The 12,813-nt window shown below is 46.3% G+C and carries 13 protein-coding genes; 7 read left to right on the forward strand and 6 right to left on the reverse strand.

What is annotated here, in order from left to right; translation table 11 throughout:
* Nucleotides 1-536: 536 nt before the first annotated feature.
* From Q0340_RS07175 to Q0340_RS07190, 4 genes are all read right to left on the reverse strand, one after another.
* Nucleotides 537-2,045: a succinate CoA transferase gene (locus Q0340_RS07175; RefSeq protein ID WP_298082742.1), complete on the reverse strand. Its 1,509-nt coding sequence runs from the start codon at nt 2,043-2,045 to the stop codon at nt 537-539.
* A 958-nt stretch (nt 2,046-3,003) separates the two neighbouring features.
* Complete coding sequence (locus tag Q0340_RS07180; protein WP_298082743.1) at nt 3,004-3,522, reverse strand: hypothetical protein; 519 nt, start codon at nt 3,520-3,522, stop codon at nt 3,004-3,006.
* A gap of 142 nt (nt 3,523-3,664) precedes the next feature.
* Nucleotides 3,665-4,222: a sel1 repeat family protein gene (locus Q0340_RS07185; protein WP_298082744.1), complete on the reverse strand. Its 558-nt coding sequence runs from the start codon at nt 4,220-4,222 to the stop codon at nt 3,665-3,667.
* 136 nt (nt 4,223-4,358) lie between these two features.
* A complete protein-coding gene (locus Q0340_RS07190; protein ID WP_298082745.1) occupies nt 4,359-4,790 on the reverse strand; it encodes a redoxin in 432 nt (143 codons plus the stop codon).
* 181 nt (nt 4,791-4,971) lie between these two features.
* Between Q0340_RS07190 and Q0340_RS07195 the strand changes: the two genes are divergently transcribed.
* Both Q0340_RS07195 and Q0340_RS07200 read left to right on the forward strand, forming a co-directional pair.
* Nucleotides 4,972-6,015, forward strand: a complete 1,044-nt coding sequence (locus Q0340_RS07195; protein WP_298082746.1) for a DUF3137 domain-containing protein — start codon at nt 4,972-4,974, stop codon at nt 6,013-6,015.
* Between the two features lie 109 nt (nt 6,016-6,124).
* Entirely contained in the window at nt 6,125-6,859 is a 735-nt protein-coding gene (locus tag Q0340_RS07200; protein WP_298082747.1) for a hypothetical protein, read from the forward strand.
* Between the two features lie 81 nt (nt 6,860-6,940).
* Here the strand turns inward: Q0340_RS07200 and Q0340_RS07205 are convergent, their stop codons facing one another.
* Complete coding sequence (locus Q0340_RS07205; RefSeq protein ID WP_298082748.1) at nt 6,941-7,951, reverse strand: DUF475 domain-containing protein; 1,011 nt, start codon at nt 7,949-7,951, stop codon at nt 6,941-6,943.
* Between the two features lie 87 nt (nt 7,952-8,038).
* Between Q0340_RS07205 and Q0340_RS07210 the strand changes: the two genes are divergently transcribed.
* Together Q0340_RS07210 and Q0340_RS07215 are read left to right on the forward strand one after the other, a co-directional pair.
* Nucleotides 8,039-9,358, forward strand: coding sequence for a Na+/H+ antiporter NhaC family protein (locus Q0340_RS07210; RefSeq protein ID WP_298082749.1), 1,320 nt, complete (start codon nt 8,039-8,041; stop codon nt 9,356-9,358).
* A gap of 256 nt (nt 9,359-9,614) precedes the next feature.
* Nucleotides 9,615-10,058 (forward strand): copper resistance protein CopD, encoded by a 444-nt coding sequence (locus Q0340_RS07215; RefSeq protein WP_298082750.1) that lies wholly within the window; start codon nt 9,615-9,617, stop codon nt 10,056-10,058.
* Nucleotides 10,059-10,247: 189 nt separating this feature from the next.
* Here the strand turns inward: Q0340_RS07215 and Q0340_RS07220 are convergent, their stop codons facing one another.
* The gene (locus Q0340_RS07220; RefSeq protein ID WP_298082751.1) at nt 10,248-10,466 is read right to left on the reverse strand and encodes a hypothetical protein; all 219 of its coding nucleotides are present in this window, start codon (nt 10,464-10,466) and stop codon (nt 10,248-10,250) included.
* 180 nt (nt 10,467-10,646) lie between these two features.
* Here Q0340_RS07220 and Q0340_RS07225 point away from each other — a divergent pair, with 180 nt between their 5' ends.
* From Q0340_RS07225 to Q0340_RS07235, 3 genes are all read left to right on the forward strand, one after another.
* Nucleotides 10,647-11,456 carry a transporter substrate-binding domain-containing protein gene (locus tag Q0340_RS07225; RefSeq protein WP_298082752.1) on the forward strand — a complete coding sequence of 270 codons (810 nt, stop codon included), beginning with the start codon at nt 10,647-10,649 and terminating at the stop codon, nt 11,454-11,456.
* A gap of 20 nt (nt 11,457-11,476) precedes the next feature.
* The gene (locus tag Q0340_RS07230) at nt 11,477-12,280 is read left to right on the forward strand and encodes a transporter substrate-binding domain-containing protein (protein WP_298082753.1); all 804 of its coding nucleotides are present in this window, start codon (nt 11,477-11,479) and stop codon (nt 12,278-12,280) included.
* Between the two features lie 64 nt (nt 12,281-12,344).
* The coding region (locus Q0340_RS07235; protein WP_298082754.1) for a transporter substrate-binding domain-containing protein at nt 12,345-12,813 on the forward strand (469 nt) is incomplete at its 3' end.

A 12,813-nucleotide genomic window follows, 5' to 3' on the forward strand; every position in this document is an offset into this window, starting at 1 on the left:
TTATAGCCCAAAGATCGCCTTCGTAAGGCGATAAATTTTGATTTAGCAAGCTGCTGCTTTAATACGAAATTTATCTTGGCAAATACTACGCGGTTTTATCGCGAACTTATGGCGCGCCTTATAGCTAGGATTGACTTGGCAAATGAAGTGAGAGCTAAATTTAAAATTTGATAGCAGATTTATGGATGAAATTTTGCGAAGTTCAAAATTTTAAAATTCCAAGCCGTAGAATTTTAAAATTTGAAATGCGCGAGCTGCAAATTTAAGGCTAAATTTTAAAATTCCGTAGCGATAAAATTTTAAATTCCGCGCCTTAAATCCGCCTGCAAATTTTAAAATTTTACGGCGCTAATTTCGATCTATTCGTTTTATAAACATTTCACGCGAGCTTTACAAAATAAAAATTTTAACGAGCTTTGCTCTAATTAGCGATAGAGCTTTCAAATGCAGGCGGAATTTTTAAGTGCAAACTTCCCACTTCAGCAAGAATGAGCTTAAATTTTAGGTTTTAGCGCATTAGCTTGAGCAAATTCGCTCTAAGCCTTCATACTCCCCGTATCTTTAAATCTTTGATGCCACGACAGCGCCTCGCTTAAGATGTGTGGAGTATGCCCCGCACAGGGCTGCGCACATGCCCGCTCGAAATAATCTCTCAGCGCGTCTTGGTAAGTGGGATGCGCGATGCTTATCATCGCGCGAGCACGCTCACGAGGGCATTTGCCGCGCAGATCGGCGATGCCGTATTCGGTGATGATGACTTGAGTGTCGTGCTCGGTATGATCGACGTGACTCACAAACGGCACGATAGCGCTGATCGCGCCGCCTTTAGCTAGCGACGGGCTCAAAAATAGCGACAAATATCCGTTGCGAGCGAAGTCACCGCTACCACCGATGCCATTTTTCATCTGCGAGCCCATGACGTTAGTGGAGTTTACGTTGCCGTAGATATCTGCCTCTAGCATGCCATTCATCGACACGACGCCGAGCCTTCTGATAAGCGCTGGCGAGTTGGAGACGTCTTGTGAGCGCAGTATGATGTGCTTGCGGTAGAAATCGATGTTTTTTTGAAATTCCTCGACACCTGCGGGGCTAAGCGATAGCGCCGTGGCACTTGCAGTGCCTACGACGCCTCTTTTGATGAGATCTAGCATGCCGTCTTGAATCACCTCGGAGTAGCATTGCAGCCCTTGGTAGCCAGCATTTTGTAACGAGCTAAGCACGGCGTTAGCGACGTTGCCGATGCCCGATTGTAGCGGCAGCAGCTTCTTTGCGGGAAGTCTGCCGCAAGCTTCCTCGTTTTTTAGAAATTTTACGACGTTGCGCCCAATCGCACTTGAAATTTCATCCACGGCGGTGAAATTATTGACGCGATCATGCGTCCTAGCCTCTATGACAGCGATTACTTTGGCAGGATCTACATGCATATAGGGACTGCCTACGCGACCGCCTACGTGCTTGATCGGCAGATCCTCAGCATGCGGCGGCAGGCGCAGATCTGTAACGTCGTGAATGCCCTCCAGCTCAAGCGGCTGATAGTAATTCACTTCTAAAATCACGCGATCGGCGATATCGAGCCAGGCTTGGTTGTTGCCTAGCGATGTGGACGGCACGAGCATGCCGCTTTCTTTAATCGCCACTACTTCGATCACGGCAAAGTTTAGATGCGGAAAAAAGCCCGCCTTAAGCTGCGCGGCAAGGCTTGATAGATGCACGTCCGCGTATCGCACGGCGCCGCTATTTATCGCACGGCGCATATCGGTATCCGTAAAAAACGGCGCGCGAAAGCTCACGGCACCTGCTTTTGCCAAAACTCCGTCTAAAAGCGGATCGGTCGATGCGCCTGTAAAAATTTCGATTTGATAGGGCTCGCCTTTTTCGTGCAGCGCCGTCGCTCGTTGTGCCAGAGCTTGTGGTAGCGCTAGTGCGCAGCCCGCCCCAACAAAGCCGCTAAAGCCCACCGATGCGCCATTTGGGATCAGTTCGCAGGCTTCCTCGGCGCTCATAATTTTTGATTTTAGATATTCGTTTTGCACGCGTGAGTTCATTTTCTGTCCTAGCCGTGATTTGGGCGAAATTATAATATTTTTGCGCTAAATTTCAAAATCTAAAATTTCGTGCGCGAGCTAGGCTATAGAGCAAAATATGGGGGGGCGGTCGGTTGGGATATACGCCGCAAACGCTTTTGATCAAGCTTTTTTGCTTCGGCGGTTTGCAATACCCGCTTGCGCGAGCGCTCGGTAAATAGGGTTTTAAGCGTGATTGAAGCTTAGTCTGATGGTCTCGCTACGATACCATTAAACGCTTATCGCGCACCCAATCTTGCGGAATTTAAGCGCAAAATTTACGCATAATTTTGAGAGCTGCGATATTTAAATTTAAGCTTCCTTTTGCAATTTAATCGCTCGCTACACTCAAATTTAAATCTCCGCCTCGCAATTTTAAAATAGGTGTTTTGAAATTTATCGCTCGTGGCGTTTAAATTCCGCGTCTAGCGAGCCTTGAACTCATATTTGAAATTACATCGCTTGCGATGCACGCATTTGCCCGTTACGCTTGAATTTTAATCCGCATTAATTGAAATTCTAGCTGCTTAAAATTATCGCCTCCTCGCACAAGACGGCAGTTTAAAATTCCAATTTCGCGCTTTTTTTGGGAGGGCGGCTCGACGTAGATACGTAAAATTTTGATAAATTTTACGCTTGCGAAATTCTAAAAAATTATATCATCGTCACGGATAGATTGCAGATTTTGTTTAAATTCTAGTTCTTAAAATTTTAGCCTGGCCGTCACGCACGATTTACAATTCAAAGAGCCTTGTTACACAAATTCTAATTTCTGCTGAGTCTAAAAATCGATGCCGCTTACGACGCAAATTTAAACGCGTTTTAGAATTCAAAATTTAGCCCGCCTTGTTACCATTTTCGGTCGAGCTCTATAAAATTTCGGAAAATTTTATTTTGCTAAAATTCCAAAAATTTTATCGCCGCAAAATAGGGCGAAATTTCATCTCTGCGGCTTGCCGTCGCCGAATTTTGCGACTATCTCCTCGCTGCAGCTCTCTTTGGGCGCCCAGCCTTCGCGCTTCATCCGCGCCAGATTGTCGCACGCCTCCTGCGAGCCGCCCTCGCAAAGCTCGTCGTATATCACGAGGCTGCGGCACTGCCCGCTCGCGAAACTCTCCAGCGCCGCGGCATTGCCTAGGCAGGCTCGCTCGCGCAGATCGCTCATCGCGCGCCCACCTGCGCCGCCCATTTTATCTCCCCGCTTCCGCTCGGCGAGGGTGGCGAGCTCGCACGCATCTGCGAAAAAGCCCTGCGCTTTTAGGCGGTTTCGCACGACGCCGCGACCGCCCAGCTCGTATCTCATCGCCGCTTCGTAGCATGCGGCGGCGTCCTTTTTGCTGCATTTTGCTAAAAGCGCGCTAGTTTTTGCGCCGCTAAATTTAAACTCTTTGGCTTCGCCGTCCGTGTTTGCCAAACTAAGCGCCAGCGCCGCCGCCAGCGCAAGCTTTAAAGCTTTCATCTTTGCTCCTTTTTCGTTTATCCGCTCGCACGCTTTGATTTACCGCTTCATCGCGCACTGCACTCGCACAGCCCGCTAAAATTTCAAAGGCTCACGCGCTCTATCTGAGATCGAAGCTTGGAATTTTGCCGCTTCTGTCGTGCTAATTTTTCGGCAGTAGATCGAGCACCGCGCAGGCGCGCTTGTTGTGCATTTTGCACGCCTTATCTAGCGCCTGCCCCGAGAGCTCAAAGCTTTGAGGGGTGCCGATTCCTTGGAGATATTTGACCGACAGCTCGTAGCAAGCTTCGCTACTGCCGGCATCGCACTGCTCGCGAAAAAGCTCAAACGACGCCACGACGTCCTTCTCCACACCCAAGCCGCGTCCTAGCGCATCTGCGTAGAAAAAGCACGATAGCTGATCTTTGCGCTCGCAGCCGCTTTTAAGACCGCGCGCGACGCGCTCGCAGGAGCCTTCGTCGCTTTTTACGATGCAGCTTTGCAGATCCGCCCGCGAAATTCCGTCCGTTTGGATGACCGCATCGGCGCTGCTTTGCGAGTCGGCGCTTGCCTTGCCGCTCTTTATAAAGCGCGCGTTTTGCGTGGCAGTTTCGCCGATACTCGTTGTTTTGCCCGCCGCAGAAATTTTATCCGCTCGCACGCTCTCGCCGCAGTTTGCCGCAAGGGCGTAAAATAGTGCCAAAAATAGAAATTTTTTCATACTCGCCTCCGTTAAATTTAGCGTCATTTTAATTAAAAATGCTGAATTTAAGAAAAATGCGCTCCGCCTTAAATTTCGGCTTTGTGTCGCAACGCGTTTGGAGCGCGAATTTAAAGCGCGCCGCCAAAGCGATCGATCATAGGCTCTTTAGCGCCGCAAGTACGTTTTGCGCGTCCTGCTCGGGCTCCGCGATACGGCTAAAGCGCTTTATCTCCTTGCCACCTCTAAAAATCAGGGTTTGGCGGTGGTAAAATTTCTTCCCGTCGCCGGTAGTGAAGGTTTCGAGCTCAAGCGGCGCTTCAAGCTCGAATTTTTCGTCGTTTATGAACTCAAACGATGCGCCCGTAGCGCGCTTAAACTCGCTCGTGCCCGCCTCGCCCATGCTGCCTACGGCGATAAGCTCGAAGCCGAGGGCTTTTATCTGCGCAAACGCGCTCTCGTAGGCCTTGCACTGAAGCGTGCAGCCCGTAAGCCCCGCTGCGCCGCGCAACTCTGTAGGTAAAAATTTGCCGCTGTCGCCCATTTTCGGATAAGTAAAAACCACGCAATTTTTCGGTAAATTTATCATCTTATGCCTTTTGATCGAAATAGGTCGCAAAAATAGCATAAAAAATCTTAAACCCGCTTAACGGATGAAATTTTAATAAAATTTAGCGTAAAATAAAGGGCGAAATTTTGGCAAATCAAATTTGGAGTTAAATTTTGGATATTGACAGAGCGATAGAGGAACTGGCAAAAAAGCAACAGCAGTGCAAGATAAAATTTCTAAAACCGCTGATTTATTGCTATGCATCGCGGTTTTTTCCGTCGGCTGGTTTATCCACGGCTTGATCCAAAACGAATACTCCTCCGCCGTGCTGATGTCCGCGATGATCCCGATAATTGCGGTAAGCTGCGTATGGGGGATTTATGATGATTCCATCGCCAAATGGGAGTACAACGCCTTTTACAAAGACGCCTTCATCCGCGCTATCATTTCAGATATCGATCCCGCCTTTAGATACGAGCCGCAAAGCGGCATAGACGAAGAAGAGCTCCGCAAAACAGGTATCTATCCGAACAATGAATTCGTAGCCGAGGATCAGATAGACGGCGTGTATAAAGGGGTGAAATTTAGCCTAAGCGAGGCGATAAAAATCTATGAAACGCGCGAGTCTATGGAGCTTGTAAGGCTATCTCAAAGAGCTAAAAGCGATCTTTCCGCAGCTTTTTTGCTGTCGGCGATCGCGCTTTGGAACGCTTGGAGGCTCGGCGAATATGTGCAGGCCTTTAGCGGCTCGGTTTTGGTGTGCGAGTTTTATAAGAGATTTAAAGGACAGACCATCATCGCGGACCGCTCGCCAGGCACAAAATTTTTAGGCGATCAGGAGCTGATGGACGACGTGATTTTTGGCAAGGAATTTCGCGTGTTCGCAAGCGATAAGATCGAGGCGCGGTATCTTTTGACGCCTAGCTTTATGGAGCGTCTCGGGGCTTTGAAGCTTAAGCTTGCGCCCAAGATCACTCTTAGCGCGGCGTTTATGGACGGAAAATTTTATCTATTTTTAAACGGCGCGAAAAACCGCTTCGAAGCCGCGCTGTTTTCGCCGCGCACTACGCTAAAAAACGCCGAGCGGATAAAGGCCGAAGTTTTGCAGCTTCTTGGTATCATTGACGAGCTGCGTTTGAATGAGGAGCTTTTTGGCGGCGCAAGCGAGAGCGGCGAGCCTGCAAATAGCCCGCCACTCAGCTGCAAAGAACTGCAGAGATTACGCGATAAAGGCTTGAGCTCGCGCGGCGCTATTGTTAGGTGATTAAATTTTATGCTAGCTTTGAGTAGAATTTTAACCGAATCGCCATTATTCGGCTTTAAGCAATAGCGTTATAAAATAATCGAATAAAAAATCATAATAAGGAAAGCAAATGATAAATGATGACTTTAAAAGATGGGCTTTGAATTTCGGCAGTTGTGACGGCGGTGATATAGGCTCGCCGAAAAACCCTAGTATTTGGCTTTGCGGATTAGAGTGGGGAGGTGGTTTTAAAGAAGAAGAACTACAAAATATTTTTAAAAATAATGATTTAAAAATTCCTGCCATATACGAGGATTGTAAGGAAAATTTAAAATACCAGTTTAATATAAAAGCTATAAAACTTTTGGCGGCAATAAACGGTGAAGAAAATCATGTCAAATTTAATGAAACTTTTAAACCGTTTTCGCGAGGCGGCAAAGGATATTTTAAGATGAATTTATATCCTTTATCCTTTAAAGATACTAATCACAACAGATGGACTGAAGCTATTAGCAAAGAAACGGGTTTTAAAGATAAAGACGAATATATTAAATGGATTAGATTAAACAGATTTCCGATATTTAACTCATGGGCAAAAGAATATAGACCAAAGATAATTATTTGTACGGGCATAAGTTATAAAGATGACTTTATTGTAGCGTTCGGCGATCAAAATACGCAGCTACAAGAAAGAAATTTCAAGGATTACAAGAAATTTTTCTATTTTAAAAATAGCTACGGAGCGCTGGTTGTGATAATTTACTTTTTAGGTGGTCGTCACGGGCTTAAAAGCGATGAAGAAATAAGACGAACGGGTAAAGAAATAGCTAAAATTTATGAAGCGTATTTATCGAAATTGGATTAATAAAATTCCCCATATAACTTGGATATTTAAATAGATTTTGTTAAACCTCATATTTTGGTTTCGTTTTGTTATCATAGAATTTTACTCGTTATTTCCCGCGATCGTTTCGATTAGTTTGCGTTTGTTGCGGCGGTTGTAAAGCACCGACGAAAGGAGCGATAGCGCGATGAATAAGATCCCCACGGTGCCGGTTATGATCTCGCTTACTTCAAATTTCAGCTTGGCAAACATTATAAACGCCAAACACGCGATGGCGTAGTGCGCGCCGTGCTCCAGATACGCGAAGTGCGACAGCGTACCGCGGGCGATGAGATACAGCGTGATAGAGCGCACGAACATCGCGCCGGCGCCGAGGCCCAGCATGATGATGAAGATATTATCGCTTAGCGCAAACGCGCCGATCACGCCGTCGAAGCTAAAGCTCGCGTCCAGGGTTTCTAAATACAAAAAGCCCGCGAGGCCGTTTTTTACGCCGTCCGTGCCGAAAAGTCGGTCGAAGCAGGAGATGAGCAGATAGAGCAGGATCGCGCTGAAATACGCTGCGCCGAGCGTAGCCGAGCCCGTTTTAGCAAGCAGCACGAGCCCTGCGGCTAGAGCGATCAGCGTGGGAGCGTTTGGAATGCGCTTTAAAAATCGCACGAGCCCGTTATTTTCGATTATGCCTAGCCAGTGTAGCTCGCGCTGCGCATCGAAGAAAAAATCGCAAAAGACCATCAGCAAAAACGCGCCCCCGAAAACATAAATTTGCGCTTCGTTCTCGCTTAAAATTTCATGGTAGCGCTGCGGCTGCTTAAGCGCCAGCACGAGGGTTTCCCAAAGACCCAGATGCGCGCTTGCGGCGACGATTAGCACGGGGAATAAAAACCTCATGCCAAAAACCGCGATCGGAATGCCCCAGAGGATAAATCTGCTCTGCCACACCGGCGCCATATCTTTTAGCACCTTGGCATTGACTACGGCGTTGTCGAAGCTGAGGCTGATTTCGAGTGCGCATAAAAGCGCACAGATATAAGCGGCACCCGCGCCGCCGATATAAAACGCGATAGCAAGCGCAATTAGGCTTACTACAAAAGAGGAGTAAAAATATTTCATCGCTGTCCTAGCCGATTTTTTGCGCGATTTTAGCAAAATTTAGCCCTAAATTCTATATAATTGCAAAAATTCCAAAAAAGGCAAAAGATGCTTACCAATCCCGTATTTATCAGTATCTGTGTGATGTGCGCGCTGTGCTTGCTGAGGTGCAATGTAATGCTCGCGATCCTAATCGGCACGATATGCGCCGTGCTCTCAAGCAATATTCCGCTGGGAGACGCCATAAATTTATTCATAAACGGCAACCCGGAAAACGCCGGCAGCCTCGGCATGGGCGGAAATTTAGAAACCGCGCTCTCATATCTGCTGTTAGGCGTCATCGCAAGCGCGATCTCAAAGACCAACTTAACGGCGATCTTGGTGCGCGCAGTGGCAAATTTAATCAGCGACAAAAAATACGTCTTTATCTTTTCGATCGCCTTTTTTGCGTGCTTTTCACAAAATTTAATCCCCGTGCATATCGCTTTTATCCCGATTTTGATCCCGCCGCTAGTCAAGATCATGAACTCGCTAAAGATCGACCGCCGCGCCGTAGCGTGTGCGCTGACGTTCGGCTTGCAGACGCCGTATATGGCGCTGCCGCTGGGATTTGGACTTATCTTTATGGGGCTAATCGAAAAAAATATGAACGCAAACGGCATCGCGGTAAGCCTTGGCGACATATCAAGCGTGATGTGGCTAAGCGCCGTGCCGATGCTCGTGGGGCTAGTACTGGCCGTGATCTACTACCGCAAGCCGAGGGAGTATGCCGAAACCAAACAGAGCCTGGATGCGCATTTTAGCGAGCTTAAGATGGGCATGCGAGAGTGGGGCGCGCTAGCGGGCATCGCGGTGTGCTTCGCGGTGCAAATTTGGATCAAATCCCTTCCGTTTGCCGCGCTTAGCGGAATTTTAGTAATGCTTGCGAGCAAAGGCATCGAGTGGAAGAAGCTTGATAATGTATTTGACGAGGGCGTGCATATGATGGGCTACATCGCGTTTTTGATGCTGATCGCCGCAGGATACGGCACGATCTTAAAAGAAACCGGCGGCGTGAATGAGCTGGTGCACGTAGCGAGCACTTTAAGCGGCGGCAAGCTCGGCGGCGCGCTGCTGATGATCGGTATCGGACTGCTCGTGACGATGGGCATAGGCTCGAGCTTCGGCACGATCCCTATCATCGCTACGATTTATTGTCCGCTAGCCGCACAGTTGGGCTTTAGTACTGCAGCGACGATCTTTATCATCGGCGTGGCCGCGGGTATCGGCGATGCGGGCTCGCCTGCGAGCGATAGCACGCTTGGGCCTACCGTGGGGCTGAATATCGACGGCGGACATAGCCACATGTGGGATACCTGCGTGCCGACCTTTATTTTCTTTAATATCCCGCTGATCATATTCGGCATAATCTTTTCGATGATGCTTTGAAATTTTATAAAATTTAGCCGTGCGGCGTTGCCCGTAAATTTATAAATTTACGAGCGCGTTCATTTTTAAATTTAGCTGCGCGGCTTTGTTTTTAAATTTGACCGCGCGATTTTGCCAAAATTTATCTGCGATACTCGCGCGGTTTGCTTAAATCTAGCCGCTTTAAATTTAACCGTTCGTGGCGTGTTGATGAAAATCATTGCTAAAATTTGAAATTTCGCATAAAATTGGCGAAATTTCATAGCAAGGAGCGGCGGTGGAGCAAATTTATCCTTACGTGCAGATCTTGCATCTCATCTGCGCCATTATCTTTTTAGGATACATATTTTTCGATGTCATGATTTTTTCGCGGCTTAAAGGCGCGCTGGGCGCGGATTTTGAGCGCGTTAAAAAGGCGATCGGCTCGCGCGCGATTAAGATCATGCCGGTTTGCCTTTTTACATTGATAATTACCGGCGGAATGATGATGAGTCGCTGGGTCGGGAGCGCTAACGGCGGGTATTTCGGCACGCCGCTTCAAAAAATCTTTATGCTAAAAGTCACGCTCGCACTCATCATCGCCGCGTGCGTAGCGATAAATTTGAGCTGCCGCGCGATGGGAAGGCCTGCGCCTGAGTTTTTGCGAGCAAATATCCACAAAATCGCTTTTGTATTCGGATTCATCATCGTGCTTTGCGCCAAGCTGATGTTTGTAGTATGATTTATGGCGCAAAATTTAGCGCTGACGGCGCGACTTTTATCGCGGAATTCTGTAGCGCGGCAAAGATTTAATTTTGCTTGCTTTTGAATTTTGTCGTTTGCTAAAAATTTTAAAATTCCGTTTTGCTGGGCGGAGCGCATAAATTTAATAATTTTAAATTCCACTATGTCTGCGCTAAAGCGCGAAATTTTAAAATTTCACTCCTTTCTTGTGCTGTTTTGCCAAATGCAACCTGCAAGATTTGATCTCATGAAATTTTAAAATTTCATCGCGAGTTTTAAAGCGCCCATAAAATTTCTCACCCAATTCTGCAGCTTTAAAATTTTGCAAAATTTTAAAAATTTTAAATTTTACCGCTAGGACGCGGATAAGAATTCTAAAAAACTCGCGCAAAATCGAAGCAAACAATGAAAAAGCGAATTTATTTGACGACTTTACTTACTATTTAATAATCATTAAAGATATAAAAAGCTAAAATTGCTTTTCGCCTGCGGGCGAATTTAATGTCTGCTTGCCATTCGCGCGGGATTTTGAGGTTTTCCGTAGCCGTGGCAATGGTTTTGAAATTATTTATGAGAAAGGAAAAGGATGAAGAAATTTCTCTTAAGTCTGCTTGTCGCAGCTTTAGCTAGTAGTGCGCTTTGCGCCAGATCACTCTCCGAGATCAAAAGTAGCGGAGTGCTTAGAATAGGCGTTTATGACGCGCAGCCGCCGTTTAGCAAGATAGAAGACGGCGTGCATCAGGGCTTTGAGGTCGATATGGCAAATGCCATCGCTAAAGATATGCTTCCATCGGGCGGAAAGGTGGAGTTTACCTCCGTGCTTGCAAATCAGCGTATAAAATTCCTACAAGAAGATAAGGTGGACGCAGTTATCGCAACTTTTACCGTAACTCCGGAGCGCGAGAAGCAGATCGATTTTACGACCCCATATTTTAGTGTCAATATAGGCATTTTAACCCGCATCGAAGATAAGATTAAATCCCTAAACGATTTACAAGATAAAACTATTTTAGTTCTTAGCGGCGGTACCGCAGAAACATACTTTGAAAAACAAGGCTATAATATCGCCAGATGTGATAACGCAAACGCCTGCTATAAGGCGCTAAAAGCCGGACAGGGCGACGGGTATGCCGACGATAACCTAGTCGTGCTGGCTTATCCGGTATTAGATAAAAAGGTTGAAGTAAATATCAAAAATTTAGGCGCTTCGGACTTCTTGGCCATCGGCGTAAAAAAAGGCAATTCGGAGCTTTTGGACTTCCTAAACGGCGAGCTAATCAAGCTAAGCAAAGAGGGCTTTTTCAAAAATTCGTTCGATAATTTCATCGAGCCTTACTACAAAGGAACTGCAGAGAAAAAGTATTTCTTGCTGGATGATCTTTATAACTTACTGTAATTTAAGAAAAGGGGGACGCTATGAAAAAGATAATCTTGGCGTTAATGCTGGCTGCGTGTTCGCTTCTTAGCAACACTTTGACTCAAATCAAAGAAAAAGGGGTTATTCGAATCGGTATAGATGGCTCATCTCCGCCGTTTAGTGTCGCTAAAGCCGGCGAATATAGCGGCTTTGAGATACTCTTAATAGAAGGGCTTGTTAAAGAAATTTTCGGCGATAAAGGCGGCAAGATAGAATATGTCGTAACCTTGGGCGATGATCGTATAAAAGCGGTGCAGGATAACAGAGTTGATTTGGATATCGCACTAATCTCAGTTACAAAAGAGCGTGAAAAGCTGGTAGATTTCTCCGATCCATACTTTAGCGTAAATATCGGCGTGCTAACTCGTAGCGACGATAATATCAGAAAGGTCTCCGATCTAAACGGAAAGACTATACTGGCGCAGCCCGGCACTACTGTGTTTGATTACTTTACGAAACAGGGCTATAACGTAGTACCGTGTGCGAGCGCGAATGAATGCTTTAATGACCTAAAATCGGGTAAGGGCGACGGATACGGCGATGATAATCTACTTGTATTTGCTTATGCCGTAGTCGACCGCAAAGTCGAAGTAAATATCAAGAATTTAGGCTCGACGGACTTCCTGGCCATCGCGGTGCAAAAGGGCAATACCGAGCTGCTTAACGCGGTAAATGCGGGACTAATTGAGCTAAGTAAAAAGGGTTTTTTTACAAAAATTTTTGATGAGAGTATTGAGCCTTTTTATAAAGGCACCATTGATAAAAAGTATTTCTTGCTGGACGATCTTTACAGCTTGTTTTAATTTAAAGTGGCGATGGATGGAATTCTATTCGCTGGCAAATTTTAGTAAAATTTAAAGGAATTTTATGAAAAAGATTATATTTGCGTTGTTAATCGCTTCATGTTCGTTATTTGCTAACTCTTTAGCGCAGATCAAAGAAAAAGGGCTCATTCGTATCGGAATAGACGGCTCACTGCCGCCGCTTAGCGTCTCCGAGGATGGAAGATATAGCGGTTTTGAAATTTCGCTTATTGAAGAGCTCGTGAAAGAAATTTTCGGCGATAAAGGTGGCAAAATCGAATATGTTGTAACTCTAGGCAACGACCGTATCACAGCCGTGCAAGATAACAAAGTTGATTTGGATATCGCAGCCATCACGGTTACGAAAGAGCGCGAGAAGCTAGTGGATTTTTCAAACCCTTACTTTAGCGTAAATATCGGCGTACTAACCCGTAGCGATGACAATATCAAGACAATAAGCGACCTACAGGATAAAGAAATTTTAGCAGAGCCTGGCACTACGGCGTTTGATTATTTTAACAAGGAAGGCTTTA

The sequence above is a fragment of the uncultured Campylobacter sp. genome, from assembly GCF_938045595.1.
Taxonomy (GTDB): domain Bacteria; phylum Campylobacterota; class Campylobacteria; order Campylobacterales; family Campylobacteraceae; genus Campylobacter_B.